Consider the following 24,482-nt stretch of genomic DNA (forward strand, 5'->3'; position numbering starts at 1 on the left):
AATAGTTAAAATTTAGTCTTACAATTTTGTAATTTAGTACTTTAAAACAATAAAATTAACTTTTTAAATAATATTAAGATGAGCATAATAGTTAGCATTCATGCAAGACAAATTTTAGATTCCCGTGGTAATCCTACTGTAGAAGTAGATGTGTATACAGAAAATGGAGCATTTGGAAGAGCAGCAGTACCTTCTGGGGCATCTACAGGAGAACACGAAGCCGTGGAGTTAAGAGATGGTGGTGATACGTATATGGGTAAAGGTGTTTCTAAGGCTGTAGATAATGTTAATACAATTATAGCTCAAGAATTACTAGGAGTTTCTGTTTTTGAACAAAATCAAATAGATCAAATCATGATCGATTTAGATGGAACTCAAAATAAATCAAAATTAGGTGCAAACGCTATTTTAGGTGTTTCTTTAGCAGTAGCTAAAGCTGCGGCTTTTGAATTAGGTGTGCCTTTATATCGTTACGTAGGTGGTGTTTCTGCAAATACATTACCAGTACCTATGATGAATATTATAAATGGAGGTTCTCACAGTGATGCACCAATAGCTTTTCAAGAATTTATGATTATGCCTGTTAAAGCTAAAAACTTTACACATGCTATGCAGATGGGAACAGAAATTTTTCATAATCTAAAAAAAGTGTTACATGACAGAGGTTTAAGTACTGCTGTAGGAGACGAAGGTGGATTTGCACCAACTTTAGAAGGTGGAACAGAAGATGCCTTAGATTCTATTAAATTGGCTGTAGAAAAAGCGGGTTATACATTTGGTGATGATATTATGATTGCCTTAGACTGTGCATCTGCAGAATTTTTTGTAGATGGGAAATACGACTATTCTAAGTTCGAAGGTTCTACTGGTAAAATTAGAACTAGTGAAGAGCAAGCAGAATACTTAGCAGAATTAACAGCTAAATACCCAATTATCTCCATAGAAGATGGTATGGATGAAAACGATTGGGAAGGTTGGAAACTACTTACAGACAAAATTGGCGATAAGGTACAATTAGTAGGAGACGATTTATTTGTTACTAATGTAGAACGTCTATCTCGTGGTATTGACGAGGGTATCGCCAACTCTATCTTAATTAAAGTAAACCAAATAGGTTCTTTAACAGAAACAATAGCAGCTGTAAATATGGCTAAGAATGCAGGGTATACTTCAGTTATGTCTCACCGTTCAGGAGAAACAGAAGATAATACTATTGCAGATTTAGCTGTTGCATTAAATTGTGGTCAAATAAAAACAGGTTCAGCCTCTAGAAGTGACCGTATGGCTAAGTACAATCAATTATTAAGAATAGAAGAAGAATTAGGAGATGTTGCATATTATCCTAAAGAAAAAGCTTTTAAATTCTAATTTTAAGCGTTCATAATTTTAAAAAGCGATTATTTCTTGAGATAATCGCTTTTTTTTATCTAAAATTTTGAGTAAAATTTAACCAAATGCTTTATTTTTTATATATAAATATTGTGATAGATTTTGTATTTTAGCCGATAGCAAAAAAAAACGGAATAATACAAGTAAATTAATATGTCAAAACAAGCCACAATTGAAATAGATGGGAAAAAGTACGAATTTCCTTTAATTACAGGAACTGAAAATGAAGTCGCAATCGATATAGCTACTTTAAGGTCGGCTACTGGTGGAGTAATTACTTTAGATTCTGGATTTAAAAATACAGGATCTTGTGAAAGTGCAATTACTTTTTTAGATGGAGAAAAAGGAATTTTAAGATATCGTGGTTATTCAATAGAAGAACTTGCTCAAAAAGTAGACTTCTTAGAAGTGACTTATCTTTTAATTTTTGGAGAATTACCTACTAAAGCACAAAACGATAAGTTTCATGATGATATTAAAGCAGAATCTACAGTAGACGAAGATATTAAAAAGATTTTAGAAGCTTTCCCAAGAACCGCACACCCAATGGGAATTATCTCATCATTAACAAGTGCTCTAACGGCTTTTAACCCTTCTTCAGTGAATGTAAATTCAGAAGAAGATATGTATAAAGCTATCGTTAAAATTTTAGGTAAAATGCCTGTTTTAGTTGCATGGACAATGCGAAAAAAACAAGGTTTACCTCTTGATTATGGAGACGACTCTTTAGGGTATGTAGAGAATCTTCTTAAAATGATGTTTTCTAAGCCAAATTGTAAATATGTACAAAATCAAATTTTTGTAGATGCTTTAGATAAATTATTAATCTTACATGCAGATCATGAGCAAAATTGCTCAACTTCTACAGTAAGAGTTGTTGGTTCAGCACACGCAGGATTATTCGCATCTATCTCGGCAGGTATTTCTGCACTTTGGGGACCTCTTCATGGAGGAGCTAATCAAGCAGTTCTTGAAATGCTACAAGCTATTGAAGCCGATGGTGGAGATACTAAAAAATACATGGCTAAAGCAAAAGATAAAAACGATCCTTTTAGATTAATGGGATTCGGACATCGTGTATATAAAAACTTTGACCCAAGAGCTAAAATTATTAAAAAAGCAGCAGACGAAGTTTTAGAAGCTTTAGGTATAGAAGATCCAATTTTAGAAATTGCAAAAGGGTTAGAAAAAGAAGCTTTAGAAGATCCATATTTCGTAGAGAGAAAACTTTACCCTAACGTAGATTTTTATTCAGGTGTAATTTACAGAGCGATGAATATTCCTCAAGAAATGTTTACAGTAATGTTTGCTATTGGGCGTTTACCAGGATGGATAGCTCAGTGGAGAGAAATGCGTTTACGTAAAGAACCAATAGGTCGTCCACGTCAATTATACATTGGTGAAACTTTAAGACCATACGTAGATGTAGATAATCGTTAAGATAGATCTATAGAATTAATAATCTAATGTCATTTTGATTACTTTTAAAGCATTACTTTATGTTTTATAAATTTTCAAAATGACATTTTTATTTTACCAAACATATGTTATCATTAAAAGTGACAAATGAAACGTCTCGATTAAGAGCCGTAGTTTTAGGAACAGCTATTAGTAACGGACCTATACCATCTATAGCAGACGCTTACGATCCAAAATCTATTGAACATATTAAAGCGGGAACGTATCCTATTGAAGCCGATATGGTTAAAGAAATGGAGGCAGTAAACAACGTATTCCAGAAGTATGATGTAAAGGTATTCCGTCCTAAAATTATAGAAAATTACAATCAGATTTTTGCTAGAGACATAGCTTTTGTTATCGATAATAAATTTATAAAAGCAAATATTTTACCAGATCGTGAACAAGAATTAAATGCATTGCAGCATGTTATAGATCAAATTAATCCATTAGATATTATAAAACCACCAGAAGCTGTACATATAGAAGGTGGCGATGTAATGTTATGGAATGATTACATATTTATAGGCACCTATAAAGGAGACGATTATCCAGATCAGATTACAGCCCGTACTAATATGGAAGGGGTTGAATTTATAAAATCACTCTTTCCAAATAAAATAGTAAAAGAGTTTGATTTGAAAAAATCTAGAACAGAAGCTAAAGACAATGCATTACATCTAGATTGTTGTTTTCAGCCAGTGGGTAAAGCTAAAGGTATAATTTATAAAGAAGGTTTTAGAGACGAATCTGATTTTAATTATTTAGTTGAACTCTTTGGAAAAGATAACCTATTTTATATCACTAGAGACGAAATGTATAATATGAATAGCAATGTGTTTTCAATAGATGAAACTACTGTGATTTCTGAAATAAACTTCGTTAGATTAAATACTTGGCTTAGATTACAAGGTTTTACTGTAGAAGAAGTTCCATATGCAGAAATATCTAAGCAGGAAGGATTATTACGCTGCTCTACATTGCCGCTTATCCGGGATTAATAAAATAAAAGCTTAAAGGTATAATAATATTGAAATTTAATTGGTTTCGTTTACTTTTGCTTTATAATGCAGAATACACTCCAAAGCTACATACCTAAACCTTCAATTCCTATAGTTCAGGAATTATTAGATCATGATGAGTTAGATGTGATGGTAAAACCAGAACGTAAAACAAGACATGGTGATTATAGAAAGTTACCCAATGGAAGACATGTAATAACGGTAAATTCCAATTTAAATCCCTATCGTTTTTTAATCACATTAATACATGAAGTGGCACATTTTGAGGCGTTTAAAAAATATGGAATGCAGATTAAACCCCACGGAAAAGAGTGGAAATATACTTTCCAACACTTAATGTTACCCTTTATAAATCCGGAGGTATTTCCTAAAGAACTCCTACCCATATTAGCTAAACATTTTATAAATCCCAAAGCAACTAGCGACACAGATCATATTTTATCAATAGCTTTGAAACAATATGACGAAAATTCAGATAAAACTTATATTTTTGAAGTGCCTGAAGGCAGTGTGTTTAAAATTCATAATGGCCGACAATTTAAAAAAGGAAATAAACGTGTTAAACGTTTTGAGTGTGTAGAAATAAAAACGGGAAAAGTATATTTATTTAATCCGCAAGTAGAAATTGAAGTTATTTAATATAAAATAAGAATGAACAAAAACAATTATGCCATTATTATGGCTGGAGGAGTAGGCTCAAGATTTTGGCCAGTTAGTATGAACAGTTTCCCAAAACAGTTTCACGATATGCTAGGAACAGGAGAAACTTTAATTCAAAAAACGTTTCAGCGTTTAACAAAGTTCATTCCAAAACAAAATATTTACGTATTAACTAATACAGATTATAATGCTTTAGTTTTAGAGCAATTACCAGATATTTCTCAAGATCAGATTGTTTTAGAACCTGCTATGAGAAATACAGCACCTTGTATTTTATACGCAGCGTTAAAAATTCAAAAAATAAATCCTGATGCTTTAATGCTTGTAGCTCCTAGTGATCATTGGATTGAAGATGAAGATGCATTTACCAAAAATGTTTTAACTGCCTTCGATTTCTGCCAAGAGCACGATGCGTTAATGACTTTAGGAATTCAACCTACATTTCCAAATACAGGATATGGCTATATAGAATATGATACCGAAACAGCTAATGTGGTTAAATCTGTTAAACAGTTTAGAGAAAAACCAGATTATGCCACAGCAAGATCGTTTATTAAGCAAGGTAACTTTGTTTGGAATGCAGGTATATTTATGTGGAGTGTATCTAGTGTATTAAAAGCTTTTAAAACAAATCAACCAGAGTTAGTTCAGTTATTTGAAAAAGGAATTCCAGCATATAATACTGCTTTAGAAGCTGAGTTTATTTCAGAAAATTATGAAAAAGCCGATAATATTTCTGTGGATTACGCGATTATGGAAAGTTCTAATAATGTGTATGTGTTATCTGCAGAATTTGATTGGAACGATTTAGGAACTTGGGGAAGCTTATATGAGAAATTAAATAAAGATGATAATAACAACGCTGTTGTTAATGCTAGAACTTTAGTTGAAGATGCATCAGGTAATATGATTAGAACCAAAGATGATAAAATTGTTGTAGTAGAAGGTTTAAATGACTATATTATAATCGATAAGGACGACGTTCTTCTTATTTATCCTAAAGCAAAAGAGCAAGATATTAAGGGATTACGTAATAAAGTTAGAGATACATTTGGTGATCAGTACTGTTAATATATGAGTGAAAACAAATTTAATTTTTCGGAAGAAGAATCTGACAAGGAAAAAACAGCAGCTCAAGAGGCTGCTGTAAAAGATTCTAAAGATGCTATTAAGAAAGATGCTCAAGGCTTACTTGAAAGTATTAGAAGTTTTCTATCAGAACTTTTAGATTTTAGACAAGATACAGATCAGCAAGCTACTATAGATGCTATCAAAGGAGATATTCCTTTTAAGGGCGCTACGGCTTGGATTTTAATTTGTTCTATATTCGTTGCTTCCATAGGATTAAATGCCAACTCTACAGCGGTTGTAATTGGTGCCATGTTAATTTCTCCATTAATGGGACCTATTTTAGGAATTGGTTTATCTGTAGCTATAAATGATATTGATACACTTAGAAAATCTCTTATAAATTTTGGAGTAATGATTTTTTTGAGTGTTTTAACCGCATTCTTATTTTATAAATTTTTTCCATTACAAGAAGAATCTTTAGAGTTATTAGCTCGAACTAAACCCGATATTAGAGATGTATTAATTGCATTTTTTGGTGGAGCTGCTTTAATAATAGCACGAACTAAAAAAGGAACTATTGCCTCTGTAATTTTTGGTGTAGCAATTGCTACAGCTTTAATGCCTCCATTATGTACTGTAGGATATGGGTTAGCAGTTTCTTTCGATGATTTTTCTAAAGGTATAGGCTATGCATCTGGAGCATTTTATTTATTTATAATTAATACTATTTTTATTGCTTTAGCTACATTTATAGCTTTAAAGATTTTGCGATTTCCAATGATTAAATACGCAAATTCTAAGAAAAGAAAACGTATTTCTCAAATTGCTTCTTTACTAGCAGTAGTAGCAATGATTCCTGCAATTTGGACATTTATAGATGTTTTAAAAGAAAGTAATTTTAAAAGAGAAGCTCAATTATACCTAGATCATGAATTAAAAGGATTACCTCAATACGACTATATTAAACGGAATGTTGTTTACAGATATTCTAATGGTAAAGAAGGGTCTAGCTTTGTATTTAATACTTATGGATTAGGTTATATTCCAGATGAAACTATTGAATTATTAAAAGCCAAATTGGCAGATTATCCTGCTCTTAAAAATGCTCATTTTGAGTTTAATCAAAATAGTAAAAATGTAGATAATGTTAAATATATGGAGCAGTTACGCCAGCGTGATTCTTTAGATTTATTATCGCAAACTCAAAAAATTACATATTTAGAAAAACGAGTAAGTCAATTACAATATTTAGAAGAAAAAACAATTCCTTTTGAAACGATTCTAAAAGAGGTCCATATTAATTATGAGAATTTGGACTTATTTAGATACTCGCCAGTAATATCATCAAATTTTGAAACCACCGATACGATTCCTGTATTTGGAATACGTTGGAAGAAAGACAAAAACCTTAAAGAAGAGACTTTAACTAAAGATCAAGAAAAGTTAGAGCGTTGGTTAAAATTCAAACTAAATTTAGATACGTTACTAGTAGAACGATTAAAGCATTAGAGGTTCTCTTCTATATACATTTTTCTAACCTTTTTGAAGAGCTCTGAAGAATATACAAAATCTGTAACGACTTCATTATCGGTTTTAAATATTGTTTCATTAGAGCCTTGCCAAGCTTTTAAACCATCTTTTAGAAAGACTATTTTTTCACCAATTTCCATCACAGAGTTCATGTCGTGAGTATTAATAACTGTTGTAATACTGTATTCGTCTGTAATTTCTTGAATTAAATTATCTATTACGATAGCCGTTTTTGGATCTAATCCAGAATTAGGTTCATCGCAAAATAGATATTTGGGTTTGTTAACTATAGCACGAGCTATGGCCACGCGCTTTTGCATTCCTCCAGAAGCTTCAGAAGGAAGTTTGTGGTGTGCATTGTCCAGATTAACACGTTTTAAAACAAAGTTAACACGGTCGTCCATTTCACTATCACTAAGCTTAGTAAACATGCGTAAAGGGAATTTTACATTTTCTGCAATTGTCATCGAATCAAACAGTGCACTACCTTGAAAGACCATGCCTATTTCAGATCTTAAGCCACGTTTTTGTTCGTCTGATAATTTTGAAAATATTCGTCCTTCATAAGAAATACTTCCTTTTTCATAATCAAAAAGCCCAAGTAAACATTTTAAAAACACAGTTTTACCAGAACCACTTTGTCCTATTATAAGATTTGTTTTTCCTTTTTCAAATGTCGTACTAATTCCTTTTAAGATACGTGTATCTCCAAATGATTTCTGTAATTCTTTAACTTCAATCATTAGCTTAATAGAATTTGAGTTAGAATAAAATTTAAAGTTATTATAGCTACACTTGTCCAAACAAAAGATACTGTGCTAGCCTTCCCTACATCTAAAGCTCCTCCTTTCATATAAAATCCATGATAAGATGGGATAGTCGCCAATAAAAAAGCAAACCCTATAGTTTTAATAAACGCATAGATTATATGGTAAGGAATAAATTCGTCCTGTAATCCAGTAATATATTCATTTACTGTAGCAAAGCCTCCAAATGCACAAGCAGCTAATCCACCTATAATTCCTAAAAACATTGAAATAGAAATTACAAAAGGGTAGAGCATTAATGAAACAAGTTTAGGAAATACTAAGTAGTTAAGAGCATTAATACCCATAACTTCTAAAGCATCTATTTGCTCTGTTACACGCATGGTACCAATACTAGACGTTATAAAAGAACCAACTTTACCAGCCATAATAATTGAAATAAAGGTTGGTGCAAATTCTAAAATAACAGATTGTCTAGTCGCAAAACCTATTAAAGATTTTGGTACAAGAGGGTTATCCATGTTTAAAGCTGTCTGTATAGTAACCACACCTCCAACAAAGAATGATATAAATGCAACAATACCTAAGGAGCCAATAATTAAATCATCGATATCCTTAATAATGAGTTTTTTCATTACCGACCATTTTGTTGGTTTTCTGAAAATCTCAATTATCATGAGTATGTAAGCGCCAATACTGTGTAGATAATTCATAAAATAGTTTGTAAGTGCTAAAGTAAAAAAATACTATTACTTATTTAATGATTATTTAAATTAAGATCGATTTTAAAAACCTTATTTTTGTGTTCAAAATTTCAATTCTATTTTATGAAAAATTCAATATTATGTTTTGCTGCAAGTTTACTATTTGGAACTTGTTTTGCTCAACAGACACAGGAAAACACACCTGAAGACATATATGTTAAACCCAAACTAGTAGTTGGTATTGTTGTAGATCAAATGCGTTATGATTATTTAACTCGTTTTTATAATAAATATGGAGAAGATGGTTTTAAACGTATGATAGATGAGGGGTTTAACTGTAAGAATAATCATTTTAATTATATTCCTACTTACACAGCTCCAGGACATGCTTCAATTTATACAGGTACATCTCCTATGAATCATGGTATTATTGGTAATAATTGGTATGATAAAGAAACTAAAACATCTGTATATTGTGCTGAAGATGCTTCTGTAGCCTCTGTAGGAACAGAAGATAAAGCTGGACAGATGTCTCCGCACCGTATGTTAACTACAAGTTTTGCAGATGAAAATAGATTGTTTACACAAATGGAAGGTAAAACAATTGGGGTGTCTATAAAAGATAGAGGTGCAATTTTACCAGCCGGACATACAGCCAACGCTGCATATTGGTTTTTTGGTGAAGATCAAGGCGATTTTATTACAAGTACCTATTATAGAGATGATTTACCAAAATGGGTGAAAAATTTTAACTCTTCTAAAACCGCAAAGTCTTACTTAAAAGAATGGGACACTTATTATGATATTAAAAAATACACTGAAAGTGGTGCCGATTTAAATGATTTTGAAGGCGGTTTTAAAGGTCAAAAAAACGCAACATTTCCTTATGATTTAAAAAAATTAAGTAAGGAAAATAATGGTTACGATATAATAAAAAGTACACCTTACGGTAATAGTATTGTAACAGATTTTGCTATTGAAGCCATTAAAGGAGAAGATTTAGGAAAAGATGATGTTACTGATGTTTTAACTGTAAGTTTTTCATCTACAGATTATGTAGGTCATAATTTTGGTGTTAATTCTAAGGAAGTAGAAGACACATATATCAGATTAGATAAAGATTTAGGTCGTTTATTTAAAATGCTAGATAATTATGTAGGAAAAGGGGAATACACGGTGTTTTTAACTGCAGATCATGGCGGTGTAGATGTACCATCTTATTTACATTCACAACATGTGCCTGCTGGATATTTTGCTAAAGAAGAATTTAAAAATAATTTAAATCAATTTATGACTAAAAAATATGGTGTATCAGATTTAATTGAAAACATTAGTAATAATCAAATCTTTTTAAATCGTAAAAAAGTTAATGAACTAAATTTAAATTTAGAACGTACGCAACAAGAGATTGCTAATGAATTAATTTCTTATGATAATATTCATTACGTATCTCCTGCATATGCTCTTTCTAGTGGAGGTAATGATATAGAGGCACTATTAAAAAATGGTTATAATCAAAAACGCTCTGGAGATGTTTTATTTGAATTAAAACCAGCCGTTATTTCTTATGGCAAAACAGGATCTACGCATGGTTCTGGATTAAATCACGATACACACGTCCCTTTATTATTTTTTGGTAAAGGAATTAAACATGGTAGTACTTTACAAAAAACAGAAATTATAGATATAGCTCCAACTATTTCTGGATTATTAGGAATTAGCTTCCCTAATGGAGCCACTGGAAAACCACTAGAGTTCCTTTTAAAATAATTTTATAGTATTACATTATAGAACATACAAGAGCCCGTTTCTAAATTAAAGAACCGGGCTCTTTTTATTTTTTTAGATTTAAAATAGTTGCTCTTAAAAAGGATAAGTTAATTACAACAACAAAAAGAACAAAAAGGATAGATTAAAATACAGTAACTATTTTCTATATAAACAGTAGTTGTTCACTAAATCGATATATATACGTTTAGCTTCATCTTGTGTAATGTTTTGTACTTGAAATAATGCATTTGTTTTAAATGCATTTATAATAGGTTTATTACTGTTTGGTCTATTATAATCGTTTGTAGCTTTTTTGTAATAAGCATATAACCGTAATAGGAAATCTGCTGGGAATGGTCCAGGAAGATTATTAATGCGTTCTACAGCATCCTTAAAGTCAATATCTAATTCTTCTGAAGTCATTATAATTCGGCAATAATACTTTCCCCACCTTTAACTTTGTCGTTAAGGTTTACATTAATTTTAGTTCCCAAAGGTAAAAATAAATCTACTCTTGACCCAAATTTAATAAAGCCTGAATCACTCGCTTGTATAGCTTGGTCTCCAACTTTGGCATAATTTACTATACGTTTAGCTAATGCGCCTGCAATTTGTCTGTGTAAAACTTTTCCAAAGATTTCGTTTTCTACAACAACAGTAGTACGCTCGTTTTCTTCACTAGCTTTTGGGTGCCAAGCGACTAAAAATTTACCTGGGTGGTATTTGCTAAACACGACTTTTCCGCCTATAGGATATCTTGTAACGTGTACATTTATTGGAGACATAAATACACTAACTTGTAAACGCTTTTCTTTAAAGTATTCCTTTTCAAAAACTTCTTCTATAACAACTACTTTCCCGTCTACAGGAGATAAAACTTGATTGTCATTTAAAATACCATTACGTTTTGGATTTCTAAAAAATTGTAAAATTAATATTAGAAATGCTAGGCAAGAGAAAAATAATATGTTTCGTAACCAGACGAAAGATATAAAATTGTCTATCACTAAAAATGATGCAACTACTAGTGCAAAAGCGATTAGTATGATCTTAAAACCTTCTTTATGAAACATAATCTAAAATTCTTAAAAACAAATAAATAAATGGTGCAGCAAATATAATACTGTCTAATCTGTCAAGTAATCCGCCATGTCCAGGCATAATTACACCACTATCTTTAACATTAACTTGACGTTTAAATTTAGATTCTACTAAATCTCCTAACGTACCAAAAACACTTATAATTATTGATAAAATAAGCCATTGATTAAAGCTTAATGTGTTTGTAAAGGTAGCAATAAAATAGCTAGTTACACACGAAAAAAACAATCCTCCAATAAAACCTTCAACGGTCTTTTTAGGAGATATTTTTTCAAATAACTTTTGTTTTCCAAAGTTTTTTCCAACGATAAAGGCAAAAGTGTCGTTAACCCATACTAAGATAAACGATCCTAAAATTATACTAGGTTGGTACGTGTTACCAAATTTTGCAATTAACATTAAGAATACAAAAGAACTAGATAAATAAAAACTAGTTAAAAGAAAACGTTTAAATTTAAATAGAGGTATACCTCGTTTAGAGAATAAATCTTTAATTAAAAATAAATTTACAAATATTGAAAGTACTAAAACGATTTGAGTAGCTTCATTAAAACCGGCTAACTTTGGAGAAACCATGTGCCAGTAACTAAAAAAGAAATATATAACAGTAAATATTATATAAGGTGAAAATTTATGAATCTCTATAAGTTTCTTAAATTCTGCTATAGAAATGATGCCAAAAATAAAGAACAATACTGTTACAGCATGCTCATTGTAAAGAGATCCAATTAATAAAGCTATATATATAAAACCAAAAATAGATCTGGTAAGAATTTCTTTCATGTTAGAGGTCTTCTAAAAGCAGCAAATATAGGTTTTTTGAATTACTACCATAGGTTAAGAAGTTTTTTTCCTCTTCAAATTTAAAATGTTTTATAGTAGTAATATTTGACGGAATTTTTTGCGTGTTTTTAGATTTAATATTACGTAGTCCCTCACTGATACTTCCAACAATTTGACTTGTAGTTGAAAATACAATAAAATTACTTGGCAGGTCTGCTAGTTTTTTTTCTGCTATTTGATTAGAGCAAATTAATAAAGAACCATCATCTGCGATTAAACTTTCACAACTAGTTAAAAAATAAGTGGCATCGGCTTCATTATGTTTAGCTATGTTTAAGCTAGATGAAGCAAAACGTTTTTTTAAATTATTTTCTAAGATCAAGATTTTTTTATCTTCCCAATTGTTCTCTTCAATAATAAAATCTAAGGTTTGAAAAATTTCATCTAAATTTTCGCAATACAGAAATTTACCACCATTCTCTTTAAAGTTTATTGTAAACTTCTCATCTATGGGTAGTTTTATTTCAGGCATATATTTGCCTCGGTCTTCAGATTGAATTTCCTCTTCTGATTTATTTGATTTGGAACCAAAAAGTTTTCTAAATAGACTCATTAAGACATCTGCAATTAATCTGTGTTAAATAGGGTTTGTTCAAAGATAAAAAATCTTAAATTAACCAACCGTCAATTTAAGATTTTTCCTGCTATTAAGCATTATTACTTAATAAAATTATTTGTCTAAAAGCGGTTTTAATTCTGTTTCAAAAGGGCGCTTACCAAATATTTTTTCAAGGTTATCTTTAAAGATCACTTCTTTTTCTAAAAGAACATCGGCTAACTCTGTAAGTTTATCCTTGTTATCTTCTAAAAGTTTTATAGCTCTTTCATACTGAGCCTCGATAATATCCGAAATCTCTTTATCAATAAGCTCAGCCGTTTTTTCACTATAAGGTTTAGTAAAACCATATTCGTTTTGACCTGAAGAATCGTAATACGTTAAGTTACCAACTTTATCGCTTAAACCATATACAGTTACCATCGCTCTAGCTTGTTTAGTGACTTTTTCTAAATCGCTTAATGCACCTGTAGAAATCTTATTAAAGATTACTTTTTCTGCAGCACGACCACCTAAAGCAGCACACATTTCGTCCAGCATTTGCTCGGGTCTCACTATTAAGCGCTCTTCTGGTAAATACCAAGCAGCTCCTAGAGAACGGCCACGAGGTACAATAGTTACTTTTACCAAAGGAGCAGCATGTTCTAGCATCCAACTCACGGTGGCATGACCTGCCTCATGAAATGCTATAGCTTTCTTTTCGCTAGGCGTTATAATTTTATTTTTCTTCTCTAAACCACCAATAATACGGTCTACAGCATCTAAGAAATCTTGCTTATCTACAGCTTTTTTTCCTTGTCTTGCAGCAATTAAAGCTGCTTCGTTACATACGTTTGCTATATCTGCTCCAGAGAATCCTGGTGTTTGTTTTGCTAAAAAGTCTGTGTCTAAATTTTCAGATTTTTTAATTGGCTTTAAATGCACTTTAAAAATCTCTTCACGTTCTCTAATATCTGGTAAATCTACAAATATTTGTCTGTCAAAACGTCCTGCACGCATTAAAGCACTATCTAAAACATCTGCTCTGTTAGTTGCAGCAAGTACAATAACATTGGTGTTTGTACCAAAACCATCCATTTCTGTAAGGAGTTGGTTTAATGTATTTTCTCTTTCGTCGTTAGAACCAGACATGTTGCTTTTCCCTCTTGCACGTCCAATGGCATCAATTTCATCAATAAAGATAATTGCAGGAGATTTCTCTTTAGCTTGTTTAAATAAGTCTCTTACACGAGAAGCTCCAACACCAACAAACATTTCAACAAAATCAGATCCTGATAATGAGAAGAAAGGGACTTTAGCTTCACCAGCAACAGCCTTTGCTAATAATGTTTTACCTGTTCCAGGAGGCCCTACAAGTAAAGCTCCTTTTGGTATTTTACCACCAAGTGAAGTGTATTTTTCAGGATTTTTAAGGAAATCTACAATTTCTTGTATTTCTTCTTTAGCTCCTTCTAAACCAGCTACATCTTTGAATGATGTTTTAACATCTGTATTTTGATCGAATAATTTAGCTTTAGATTTACCAATGTTAAATATTTGACCACCAGCGCCACCGCCGCCACCGCCAGACATTCTACGCATAATAAAAATCCAAACTCCAATTAATAAAATAAAAGGTAGAAATCCAATAATGAAATCTCCCCAGTAGTTTTGTTCTGTTTTATATTCTATATGAGTTTTTAAGCCTTGATCTTGAATAGCAGCATTAACCTGATTTTCAAAATTTTGTAAATCACCAAATTCAAAACTGTAATTTGGAAGTTTAGATGCTGTTGGAAGTAAGGTAGACGGCTTAGAATTTTTATGTTCTTCTTTTTGTAAAGCCTCATCTGTTAAATAAACTTTTGCTTCTCTTTTATTTACAATTTCAACAGTTTCAACATCTCCTTCACTTAGATATTTCATGAATTCAGAAGGTGTAGTTGTACTTGAGTCTTGTAAACTATTTGTATTAAAAAACTGCATTGCAATAAAGATTGCAATAATAGCTCCGTAAATCCAATACGGATTTAATTTAGGTTTCTTATTAGGAGTTTTCTTATTGTTTGCCATTAAGTCTAATAGTTTGTTTCAATTATTGTTGTTTTTGCATCGCCCCAAAGGCTTTCAATGTCATAATATTCTCGGATATGTTTCTGAAATACATGAACAACTACATTCACATAATCTATTAATACCCATTCGGCATTGTCTTGCCCTTCTGTGTGCCAAGGTTTGTCCTTAAGTTCTTTACTTACTTTTTTCTGAACAGCGTTTACAATGGCATTAACTTGAGTGTTTGAGGTTCCTTCGCAGATTATAAAATAATCGCAAACTGTATTTTCAATTTCTCGTAAGTCTAAAATATTTATTTCTTTTCCTTTAACATCTTCAATTCCACTTAAGATGGTGGCAATTAGCAAGTCTGAATTTGTGTTTTCTTTCGCCATTAATTTGATTTAATTTGTACAAAGTTATTATTTTTTAGTTCTTTATACTTTAAAATTTGCAGAAGTTTTTTTCCTGCCTATATAAATAATATAAATGCATATCATCAAACTTGATGCCATCGATTCAACGAACACTTTTTTAAAACAATTAAGTAGTTGTGAAATGGTAGAGGATTATACTGTTGTGGTTGCTAAACACCAAACCATGGGACGTGGGCAAATGGGGACAGTTTGGGAGTCTGAACCTGCTAAAAACCTTATGTTTAGTGTGTTTAGAGACGTCTCTTTTGTGCCTATAGAAAAGCAGTTTTATATAAGTATGGTTACTGCAATAGCTATTTATAAGGCTTTAAAAAAACTCTTAATGCCTAGAGTTAAAATAAAATGGCCTAACGACATTTTGTCAGCAGATAAAAAAATATGTGGTGTCTTAATCGAGAATATCGTTACCTCAAGCGGCTTGCGTGATAGTGTGTTAGGTATTGGTGTAAATGTAAATCAGACAAATTTTAAAGAATTACCTAAAGCTTCATCCATTGTAAATGAAGTAGGTTGTATTTATAATTTAGATGAAGTTTTACATCATATTTTAGTAGAATTAAAAGAATGTTTTGCTTGGTTAGAGCGAGGGCAATTTGAAAAAATAAAAGCAACGTACGAAAGTGTGCTGTTTAAAAAAAATAAGCCTTCAACATTTTTAGATGTTAAAGGCCATATGTTTTCTGGTTTTATTCTTGGTGTAACAGAACTTGGTAATTTAAAAGTGCTGTTAGAAGATGAAATTATAAAAGTATATAATTTAAAAGAAATAACTTTATTGTACTAAATAGATTCTGGCATTTTGGTAGCAAGAGTTTCAATGAATTTTGAAATAGGGCCCTTTACCATCATAGCCATCATGGGATTAAAGTCGCCTTCAAATTGAAGTTTAACCTCGCTTTGTCCTTCCTTAATTTCAATTATATGCCCAATTAGCGAAAAGTCTAATTTACCTCCAGCAGCTCCTAATACAATTTTGTTAGGAGGTATTACATCTTTCTTTTTCAAAATAATTTCAGGCATGCCTTTTAAAGCAAAAAGAAATTTGTCGTCTTCTAAAATTTCAAATTTACTTATGTTTTCAGGCATAAGTTTTTCAAAATTTTTAATATCAGTTAGAAAGTCAAATACATCTTGAGGTGATTTGTCAATCTTTACTTTTGGAGATTCTAAATTCATGATATTTGTTAATTTGTTTGTGTTAGATTAAATGGCATTCCATTCGCTAGGATTGGCATTCCAATCTGTTAACGTTTTAACCTCTGCTTGCGAAACATAATTAGTTTCTACAGCTTGAATAATTAAATTTTCATAATTACTTAAAGTTTGTAGCAATACATTTTCTTTTTTAAAATTCTCTTCTGCTACATTAAATCCGTAAGTAAAAATAGCTATCATTCCCTTAACATTAAGGTTTGCTTCTTTAAGTGCACGTACAGCATTTAGACTGCTTTTTCCTGTACTTATTAAATCTTCAACAACAACTACATTTTGCCCTTTTTGTATAAATCCCTCTATTTGATTTTGTCTGCCATGACTTTTAGCTTCAGGTCTTACATAAATAAAAGGTACACCTAAATATTCTGCGACAAGCATACCTATACCAATTGCGCCAGTGGCTACACCTGCAATAACATCTGGTTTTCCATATTGTTCTTCAATATGTTTAGCCATGGTTTCGCGTATGTAATTTCTAATAAGCGGAAATGATAGTATAATTCTATTGTCGCAATAAATTGGCGATTTCCATCCAGAGGCCCACGTAAAAGGAGCGCTAGGGCTTAGTTTTATAGCATTTATTTGCAATAAAACTTCAGCAGTTTTTCGAGCTGTTTGTTTATTTAAAATCATAGATGCAAAATTACACATTAATTAAAATAATCGTTCTTGTGTATTAAAATTATTTTTTTAAAGTTAATACGTTTGCTATAAAAATTGATATTTTTACCAGAATTAATGTAGGATATTTTTTATATGTATAAAATATTTGTCAACGACAAGCCCATTATTTTAACCACTGTGGTTGAAAAAGAAACACATTTTAAGAATTACTTATTAGACACAGTGCAAATAGGTAAGGTTATTAAAGAATTAAACACGACATCTTTAAAAGAAGTTAGGTTAATTCATAAAAATGAAGATAAGTTACTTAAAAAATTTCTAAAAAAGTTACCCAATGTTGTAGCTGGTGGCGGTAAAGTGTATAACAAAAACGGTTGTATACTTTTTATATATAGAAATAATAAATGGGATTTACCAAAAGGTAAGGCAGAACCTGGAGAAACTATAGAGGAAACTTCTTTGCGCGAAGTTGAAGAGGAAACAGGCGTTACTGGATTAAAAATCACCAAACCTTTACATACAACGTATCATATATTTAAACGCAATGGGAAATTAAAAATTAAGGTAACCCATTGGTTTGAAATGTCTACAGATTTTAAAGGTAATTTATGGCCGCAAATTAATGAAGGTATTACAAAAGTAGAATGGCTAAATGAAGTTGAAGCCATTCAGGCTTTAGAAAATTCTTATGCAAATATTCGTCCGCTTATCTAACCAGGCAGCTTTTTAAAGCACCATAAATTTGATGTTTTAAGGGTGATGGCATTGCATTTTGGTGCGCAAATGCTTGATTAATTTCTAATTCAATTCCTAAATAATGTTCTGGGAAATGTTTTCTTAAAGCCGTAGTAAACCCATCTGATTTACCTAGATACGGATAATTAAAGCGGATGTTTAATTTTGGGTTTTCTAAAAGTAAATTAGACTTAAATGCATTGCAAAATTTTGATTCTTCATCATTAGAAGAGTCGTATAAAAGTCCGATGTCACATGTTCGTTTTGTGCCATTTAATTTTGGGGTAAAACTGTGTACAGATAGGTGTATTACTGTTTCTCCTTTGTCTATTTGTTTCTTTATATAATTTTCAACAGCGTTTCTGTAAACCAAATAATAACCATCAATAAGCCTTTGTTTTGTTTGGTGAGTAGCCGTTTTAGTGAATTCTGAAAATAAATTTTTATGATGTAAAGAACGATTCAATTCAATAAGCAAACGACTAGTTTCGCTAAAATTTGAAAAATCGGCAAGCGGTTTTAAATATTTAAAAACATCTAAAGCTCCAAGATCAAAACCACGATGCGTTTGCAAGGTGGTTTTTTCATTTATAAAAAAAGACTCAAAACGTTTAGGTATTTGTGCGCCGCCGTGTTCGCATGTTAATACTAGTTTCATTTTGAAAACAGACTATTATTTTGAAGACATTCTGCTAAATTGGTATAGACTTTTTTAATGTTTTCATTAGAACAATCTTTGCCTATAGTTTTTTCAATTCTAGTTGCTAAGGTGCCTTCGTTTAAAATGGTTTCAATTGCAGGATAATGCGATTTATGAATGTTAGGTTTTGCTAATGCATATAAATGTTTCCAAATGTTTTGAATGTTTGTACTGTGTTCAATATCAAACATATTTAGGTAATCTAAATTGTTTACTACCGAGGTTTCTGCATTTTTAATAGCATCATCTAAAATGAGGAATAAATCTTCCTTTACCCAACGTTTTTGTATTGCTAACGGTGATAATTTCTTATTAACTAATAATTTTAGCACCTCAATTATTAAAGCACAAATGGCGATATCTGCTTTAGGGCATTCTTGTATGTCTACCAAACGTATTTCTATAGCATTTCTATCAAATCTAGCAATGGCACCACGAGAATTTAAAAAATGATGGTCTAAAATATTATGCGTATCAAATGGTTTTATCGCTTTTTTAATAGGCTCAAAAATTGTAGCATAGTAATCTAGTTTTGTAAAGACACGTTCCGGAATAACTAGGCCTGCCATTTCTGGAATTTCTTTTTGATTGGTTTTATAATACTCTAAGCGCGTGTCTTTAAAGCCTGTTATTTTACCTTCTAAGATTGGAGAACTTGCGCTTAAACCCGGTATTAGAGGTAAGATAATACGAATAGCTGCATGTAATTTCTCAAATTCTTTGTCATCAAAAAAAGGAAGGTTAATATGTACACTTTGTACATTGCTCCAACCATGATTTTTACAGTCAAAAATCCGATTATATAATTCATAAACCTCACTGTAACTGTGTTTCCAAAGTTGAGTGTCTGTTCTTGGATTCATAAAGGGATGTGCAGCCGTTGGCAATAATTTGGTTTGTAACGGGTTTAAAAGGGTATTAATTTCTGTAATATTTTTATGAAATAACTCCGCTAAACCGTTTATGTTTTTTGTAGGTCCATTAGTTTTTAATTCAACAACATGTGCAACAAGTTCGTTACTCCAAGCAATTTTACCATTGGTAATATCTGAAGTTAACTTGCCATTTTTTTTTGTTAATAACGTATCAACAATTGGTGCAATTTTTAAATCGGATTGATGTACTAACATATATTCTAGTTCAATCCCGTAAACATCAAAAAGATGATATTTTTTATTCATTTTAATCTAAACGTTTTTTTAATGCTAATAAAATTTGGGAGTAAACCGTGTCTCCGTAATAGTTGTCTTCTATACCAAAATCTATGTTTGGGTTGTCGTTAATTTCAATTACCATAGGGATGTTATTTACAACTTTAATATCTATGCCATAAAGTCCTTTTCCCATAAGTTTAGCCGATTTTATAGCCATATTTAAAACCTTTTTTGGGACATCTTCTATAGGTAAACAGTCGGCATCACCTTCTTGGTTATCTTTATTCTTTGCTTTCCAATTATAAATTTGCCAATGGCCTTTAGCCATATAATATTTGCACGCATAGAAAGGTTTGTCGTCTAAAATACCAATACGCCAATCGTAATCTGAAGGGCAAAATTCTTGAGCAATAATTAAATCAGATTCTTTTAGCATCTCCGAGACTAATTCGAGATATTCTGTCTCGGTTTTAGCTTTTTTGACACCAAATGAAAATGTAGAATCTGGCGCTTTTAAGACACAAGGTAATCCTACTTTTTCTAGAACCACATGCTTATTGTCTTTATGTACAATTATAGTTTTAGGTGTATGGATATTGGCATTTTGTAAAGCTTCGGCCATGTACACTTTATTGCAACATTTTAAAATTGCATCTGGGTAATCAATAATGGCTAACCCTTCTTGTTGCGCTTTCCTTGCAAAGGCGTAGGCCTCGTTATTAACTTCTGTGCTTTGTCTAATAAATAAAGCATCAAAAGATGATAATCGCGATAAGTCTTTAGGTTCAATAATTTCGGCATAGATATTCATTTTTTCAGCCAATTCAATAAACTTCTTTAACGCTTTAACATTGCTTGGAGGCGCTGGGTCTTTTGGGTTTACTAAAATTGCTAAATCAAAATCGCTTTTAGTTAATTTAGGAATATCGTAACGTGTTTTTGAAAAATACTGATTAGCGAAATGCTGCACACTTTCAATGTGTTCTGCAGGAATTTCAGATTCAGAAATGGCCTTAATACTTTGTATGTTCCATCTTGTTGTATGATTAAATTTTACCCGTAAAAAAGGGACCTGAAAATGTTTGTAAAACAACAAGCTTAACTCTTTATATTTCTGAGCTACATTCTGTCCGAAATAAATACTTAAGGTAAATTCTTGAGACTTAATGTTCTTTAAGCTTTGTTGTATGGTATCGTCAAATTCGTCTGAAACAATACGTACCAGTTTTAAAGCTTTTAAATCAACAATATTTTTTACCGTCGGGATTGGTAAATGCCCACGAGCTTCTGCTAAAAGCGATACATAATACCCTTTAGATTGGTACGAGTAGTCTTTACATAAGTTGAAAATTCTAGCTTTTTTTAGTAGCGAAAATTCTGGGTTAGTAAGGTATTCTTGCGAAGATATTACTTTAATATTCTCAATCGAAAAATTCCATTTTTCTGGTTGATTGACAACAATATACTTGTTCATTGTAAACGCTGCATAGCGATATAAATTTGAATCAAATGTATATTATTTTTAAATACAATTTACACTACAAGACTTTTTTTTATATATTTTTTAATGTCTTAATCCTGATGCTTTTGTGCGCTTATAAATGGGATTTTAGGTGCTAGAAAATATCCGGTTAAGCTCGCAAATAAAATAGGAATTAAATGCCCAAACCCAGTAAGGGTTGTTAGTAAAATTGTGGTGCTCATTGGGGTTCGGGTTACACATGCATTTATTGCGGCCATACAGCTTACAATTGTTAAGGTTAAACTTACCGATGGTATAAAATGATGAATAATTAAGCCTAAAGTTGTGCCTACAAAAAATAAGGGAATAATAAAGCCGCCACGCCAACCCGAAGTTACGGTTATTGCAATAGCAATAATTTTAAAAATTAAGATTACAATTAGTAATTTTAAAGGAAAATGTTTGGTTATAAGCTCGTTAATTTCGTGATGACCAAAATAGCGCGTAATTGGAATGTAATAGGCAATTACACCCAAAAGTAATCCGCCAATTAATGTTTTTAAATAAATAGGAATGGGGCGTTTTTCGAACAAGATTTTAAAGAATTTTACACAATAAATAAAAGTCCATCCAATAGCTGTAGCTATAATTGCAAATAAGACGGCATAAATAAAGTCAAAAATTCCAGAATATTCGTATGCAGACAAGTTCCAAGTTGGACCAAGGCCAAGATGTACAATTAACGCAAATACAATATAACTAAAACTACTAGCTACTAATGCGGGAATAATCGCACGGTAATATTCTACGGCATGTTTGTAATGTAAAATTTCTAAAGCAAATAAACTACCTCCTAAAGGTGCACCAAATAAAGCTGTAAAACCAGATGCCATTCCGGCAATACTTAAGGACCGTAAGGCTTCTCCTTTTAGTCTAAATACTTTTCCTAACCAAGTTCCTATAGAACCTGTTACTTGAACCAAAGGTGCTTCTGGGCCCAAGCTTCCGCCAGAGGCAATGCAAAAGAATGATGATAAAATCATCGATGGATTATGCTTTGGGTTTAATTTTCCTTTATTAAAACGGATGTTGTTCACTATAAGCTGAATTTCTCCAGGGTCTCCAATAAAATGGATCACTAACCCAGCAAATAGACCTCCAATGGCCATAACGGGAATTACTTGCCAACCTTCAAAAAAGGCTACTTTATGCATTAAGAATTCTAAAATAATCCAATAAACTCCTGCAGTTATACCTCCTATAAGTCCTAAGACAGCCCAAAGTAAAAACGACCAACTAAATACAAATGGATTAAATTTTATAGGTTGGTCTAGTATATTAAGATATTTAATTATTGTTTTCTTTCTATGTATTTTCAAGTAACAAAGGTTTTAAAATGGAATTTTTTATGATTCACAGTCTTTTTAATTTATTCTAAAAATAGGATAGCGCAAATGTGCTTTTTCGTAATACTCACTGTGTTTATGTATCCAATCTAATTGTGCGTACCAATTTTGGGAAAAGACTTTGTCTGATTGTTTTTTAGCTTCAAATTCTTGTTTAAGCTCCGCATTGGTATTTAGCAGTTCTAAAGCTAAATCTTCCCAAACGTAAGGCGAAAATCCTTCTTTTTGTTGAAGTATGGTATCGAAAAAATTCCAATTAAAAAAAGAATCTATGGCTTGAGGTTCTAGTGTTTCTAGTAGATAGCGAATGGCTGGCTGACGGGTTTCAATATAATAATCACCACTTCTAAATTGCAATGTTTCTGTTGTAGAAGTTACCATTGTATTGGAGTGTAAATAATGTCCTTCGTAAGCCTCTTTTTTTGTGTCGAAATCTGTAATGTGGTAAGTTTCGACTGTAAAGGTTTGGTCAGCTTGTAATGGCGTCATCTCTACCTGATTTAATTCTAGTAATTCTATAATCGCATACCAACCTTGTGGAATAATATAAGCTTTTGGAATAGAAACTTTGGTTGCGGGTTTAAAGTAGTTTTGGTACTTAACTGCTTTAGTAAAAGGTTGAGCACGGTTGTATTTTAAACGTTTTAATCCCGTAACCGCACTGCTTATATATTCGCCTTCGAATCCTTTAAATTGTAAGGTCGAGAATTTAGTCGTGTCTACCGTCCAATTTAAATCGTAAGTTTCAGCTTCTAAGAACGCTTGGTTTGCTTCTGCTCTTAATTTTTTTATAATGTTGTAATCTTTTTCAATAAGAGCAATCATGCTTTTCATGAGTTCGTAAGTGCCTTCAACTCGTGGTTTGTATGGTTTAAGCATATGAGTTTCTACCATCATTCCTAAAGTGTTAAACAGAGTGGTATATCCTGTAGAGTATCTAGGGTGGTCTATAAATTGACTAAATCCAACTTCTGGAACTTGGTTAAAAACATTCACATAAGGTGTAATATCCCAATCCTTTAATGCTAAGTTTTGTTCCAATTCAGGCATCATTTTAGTGTGTAAATAATTGCCTAAATTTCCACCAAGTTTGTTGTGTTGTGTAAATAAATGGGTAAGTGTATATTGGTAATCGGCACCATTACTAACATGGTTATCTATAAATACGTCAGGTTGAACTTTATGAAAAATCTCTGCAAATGTTTTTGCATTTTTTGTGTCGTTTTTTATAAAATCTCGATTTAAATCATAATTACGGGCATTGCCTCTAAAACCATATTCTTCTGGACCGTTTTGGTTTGTACGTGTCGTGGCGTTTCTATTTAAACTTCCTCCTACATTGTACACAGGAATAGTAACTAATACGGTGTGTTTTGGTACTGTTACTTTACCTTGAACAATATCTCTATACAACATCATTGTAGCATCAATACCGTCACTTTCTCCCGGATGAATTCCATTATTTATAAGTAAAATGCGCTTGTTTGCTCTAATGGCATCAAAATTAAATACTTTATCGGGATTTAAAGTAACCATATGTAACGGTTCTCCAGAATCTGTTTTGCCAATAGATTGTATTTGAATTTCAGGGTAAGTTGCAGCTAAATTTTTGTAAAATTGGATGACTTCTGCATAGGTTGCGGTTTCTAGACCATTACTTTTTTCAAAATGTGTTAAAAATTTATTTTGAGATTGTAAGTGTAACGTATTTAATAATAGGAATATAATGAAAGAGGAGGCTAATAATTTCATTCTTAATATTTTTAAACAAACTTAATGAAATTATTACATTAAGAACTTGTGAGTCCCTATTTTAACTGTATTTTTGCCCCTCTTAAAAAAGA

At 31.6% G+C, this 24,482-nt stretch carries 24 protein-coding genes; 9 read left to right on the top strand and 15 right to left on the bottom strand.

Annotated elements, in window-relative coordinates; genetic code table 11:
- Positions 1-78 precede the first annotated feature (78 nt).
- From eno to FNB79_RS07495, 6 genes are all read left to right on the top strand, one after another.
- Positions 79-1,368, top strand: a complete 1,290-nt coding sequence (eno, locus tag FNB79_RS07470; RefSeq protein ID WP_143380714.1) for a phosphopyruvate hydratase — start codon at positions 79-81, stop codon at positions 1,366-1,368.
- 174 nt (positions 1,369-1,542) lie between these two features.
- A complete protein-coding gene (locus tag FNB79_RS07475) occupies positions 1,543-2,829 on the top strand; it encodes a citrate synthase (protein WP_143380715.1) in 1,287 nt (428 codons plus the stop codon).
- A gap of 104 nt (positions 2,830-2,933) precedes the next feature.
- Positions 2,934-3,848 (top strand): dimethylarginine dimethylaminohydrolase family protein, encoded by a 915-nt coding sequence (locus FNB79_RS07480; protein WP_143380716.1) that lies wholly within the window; start codon positions 2,934-2,936, stop codon positions 3,846-3,848.
- A gap of 66 nt (positions 3,849-3,914) precedes the next feature.
- Positions 3,915-4,508 carry a SprT-like domain-containing protein gene (locus tag FNB79_RS07485; RefSeq protein ID WP_143380717.1) on the top strand — a complete coding sequence of 198 codons (594 nt, stop codon included), beginning with the start codon at positions 3,915-3,917 and terminating at the stop codon, positions 4,506-4,508.
- A 12-nt stretch (positions 4,509-4,520) separates the two neighbouring features.
- Positions 4,521-5,600, top strand: a complete 1,080-nt coding sequence (locus FNB79_RS07490; RefSeq protein ID WP_143380718.1) for a mannose-1-phosphate guanylyltransferase — start codon at positions 4,521-4,523, stop codon at positions 5,598-5,600.
- A gap of 3 nt (positions 5,601-5,603) precedes the next feature.
- Positions 5,604-7,109: a DUF389 domain-containing protein gene (locus FNB79_RS07495; protein ID WP_143380719.1), complete on the top strand. Its 1,506-nt coding sequence runs from the start codon at positions 5,604-5,606 to the stop codon at positions 7,107-7,109.
- Here FNB79_RS07495 and FNB79_RS07500 read toward each other — a convergent pair.
- Entirely contained in the window at positions 7,106-7,873 is a 768-nt protein-coding gene (locus tag FNB79_RS07500; protein WP_143380720.1) for an ABC transporter ATP-binding protein, read from the bottom strand. The two genes, FNB79_RS07495 and FNB79_RS07500, sit on opposite strands and share 4 nt — an antisense overlap.
- Positions 7,873-8,610: an MlaE family ABC transporter permease gene (locus tag FNB79_RS07505; RefSeq protein ID WP_143380721.1), complete on the bottom strand. Its 738-nt coding sequence runs from the start codon at positions 8,608-8,610 to the stop codon at positions 7,873-7,875. The genes FNB79_RS07500 and FNB79_RS07505 overlap by 1 nt, the downstream gene beginning before the upstream one ends.
- A gap of 114 nt (positions 8,611-8,724) precedes the next feature.
- On the opposite strand from FNB79_RS07505, the gene pafA reads away from it, so the two are divergent.
- Entirely contained in the window at positions 8,725-10,371 is a 1,647-nt protein-coding gene (gene pafA, locus FNB79_RS07510) for an alkaline phosphatase PafA (protein ID WP_143380722.1), read from the top strand.
- Between the two features lie 156 nt (positions 10,372-10,527).
- Here pafA and FNB79_RS07515 read toward each other — a convergent pair whose 3' ends face one another.
- The 6 genes from FNB79_RS07515 to rsfS all read right to left on the bottom strand — a co-directional run bounded on the left by FNB79_RS07515 (position 10,528) and on the right by rsfS (position 15,300).
- Positions 10,528-10,794: an acyl-CoA-binding protein gene (locus tag FNB79_RS07515; RefSeq protein WP_143380723.1), complete on the bottom strand. Its 267-nt coding sequence runs from the start codon at positions 10,792-10,794 to the stop codon at positions 10,528-10,530.
- Positions 10,794-11,444: a phosphatidylserine decarboxylase family protein gene (locus FNB79_RS07520; RefSeq protein WP_143380724.1), complete on the bottom strand. Its 651-nt coding sequence runs from the start codon at positions 11,442-11,444 to the stop codon at positions 10,794-10,796. Before FNB79_RS07520 ends, FNB79_RS07515 begins: the two co-directional genes overlap by 1 nt.
- The gene (locus FNB79_RS07525) at positions 11,434-12,255 is read right to left on the bottom strand and encodes a phosphatidate cytidylyltransferase (RefSeq protein ID WP_143380725.1); all 822 of its coding nucleotides are present in this window, start codon (positions 12,253-12,255) and stop codon (positions 11,434-11,436) included. Before FNB79_RS07525 ends, FNB79_RS07520 begins: the two co-directional genes overlap by 11 nt.
- A gap of 1 nt (position 12,256) precedes the next feature.
- Positions 12,257-12,868, bottom strand: coding sequence for an LUD domain-containing protein (locus FNB79_RS07530; RefSeq protein ID WP_143380726.1), 612 nt, complete (start codon positions 12,866-12,868; stop codon positions 12,257-12,259).
- A 117-nt stretch (positions 12,869-12,985) separates the two neighbouring features.
- Complete coding sequence (gene ftsH / locus FNB79_RS07535) at positions 12,986-14,923, bottom strand: ATP-dependent zinc metalloprotease FtsH (RefSeq protein ID WP_143380727.1); 1,938 nt, start codon at positions 14,921-14,923, stop codon at positions 12,986-12,988.
- Positions 14,924-14,928: 5 nt separating this feature from the next.
- Positions 14,929-15,300: a ribosome silencing factor gene (gene rsfS / locus FNB79_RS07540; protein ID WP_057783897.1), complete on the bottom strand. Its 372-nt coding sequence runs from the start codon at positions 15,298-15,300 to the stop codon at positions 14,929-14,931.
- A gap of 94 nt (positions 15,301-15,394) precedes the next feature.
- On the opposite strand from rsfS, the gene FNB79_RS07545 reads away from it, so the two are divergent.
- On the top strand, positions 15,395-16,126 hold the full coding sequence (locus FNB79_RS07545; RefSeq protein ID WP_143380728.1) for a biotin--[acetyl-CoA-carboxylase] ligase: 732 nt from the start codon (positions 15,395-15,397) through the stop codon (positions 16,124-16,126).
- Here the strand turns inward: FNB79_RS07545 and FNB79_RS07550 are convergent.
- Both FNB79_RS07550 and pyrE read right to left on the bottom strand, forming a co-directional pair.
- On the bottom strand, positions 16,123-16,518 hold the full coding sequence (locus tag FNB79_RS07550) for an SRPBCC family protein (protein ID WP_143380729.1): 396 nt from the start codon (positions 16,516-16,518) through the stop codon (positions 16,123-16,125). The genes FNB79_RS07545 and FNB79_RS07550 overlap by 4 nt on opposite strands.
- Positions 16,519-16,545: 27 nt before the next feature.
- A complete protein-coding gene (gene pyrE, locus FNB79_RS07555; RefSeq protein WP_143380730.1) occupies positions 16,546-17,190 on the bottom strand; it encodes an orotate phosphoribosyltransferase in 645 nt (214 codons plus the stop codon).
- Between the two features lie 123 nt (positions 17,191-17,313).
- On the opposite strand from pyrE, the gene FNB79_RS07560 reads away from it, so the two are divergent.
- Positions 17,314-17,895: an NUDIX hydrolase gene (locus FNB79_RS07560; protein ID WP_143380731.1), complete on the top strand. Its 582-nt coding sequence runs from the start codon at positions 17,314-17,316 to the stop codon at positions 17,893-17,895.
- Here the strand turns inward: FNB79_RS07560 and FNB79_RS07565 are convergent.
- The 5 genes from FNB79_RS07565 to FNB79_RS07585 all read right to left on the bottom strand — a co-directional run bounded on the left by FNB79_RS07565 (position 17,888) and on the right by FNB79_RS07585 (position 24,390).
- Positions 17,888-18,574 carry an N-formylglutamate amidohydrolase gene (locus FNB79_RS07565; protein ID WP_143380732.1) on the bottom strand — a complete coding sequence of 229 codons (687 nt, stop codon included), beginning with the start codon at positions 18,572-18,574 and terminating at the stop codon, positions 17,888-17,890. The two genes, FNB79_RS07560 and FNB79_RS07565, sit on opposite strands and share 8 nt — an antisense overlap.
- Positions 18,571-19,797, bottom strand: coding sequence for a glutamate-cysteine ligase family protein (locus FNB79_RS07570; RefSeq protein WP_143380733.1), 1,227 nt, complete (start codon positions 19,795-19,797; stop codon positions 18,571-18,573). The genes FNB79_RS07565 and FNB79_RS07570 overlap by 4 nt, the downstream gene beginning before the upstream one ends.
- A 1-nt stretch (position 19,798) precedes the next feature.
- Entirely contained in the window at positions 19,799-21,244 is a 1,446-nt protein-coding gene (locus FNB79_RS07575; protein ID WP_143380734.1) for a RimK family protein, read from the bottom strand.
- Between the two features lie 98 nt (positions 21,245-21,342).
- The gene (locus FNB79_RS07580) at positions 21,343-22,611 is read right to left on the bottom strand and encodes a chloride channel protein (protein ID WP_143380735.1); all 1,269 of its coding nucleotides are present in this window, start codon (positions 22,609-22,611) and stop codon (positions 21,343-21,345) included.
- A 45-nt stretch (positions 22,612-22,656) separates the two neighbouring features.
- Positions 22,657-24,390, bottom strand: a complete 1,734-nt coding sequence (locus FNB79_RS07585; RefSeq protein ID WP_143380736.1) for a M14 family metallopeptidase — start codon at positions 24,388-24,390, stop codon at positions 22,657-22,659.
- Between the last annotated feature and the right edge of the window lie 92 nt (positions 24,391-24,482).

Origin of the sequence: Formosa sediminum (assembly GCF_007197735.1) — a bacterium.
GTDB lineage: Bacteria > Bacteroidota > Bacteroidia > Flavobacteriales > Flavobacteriaceae > Formosa > Formosa sediminum.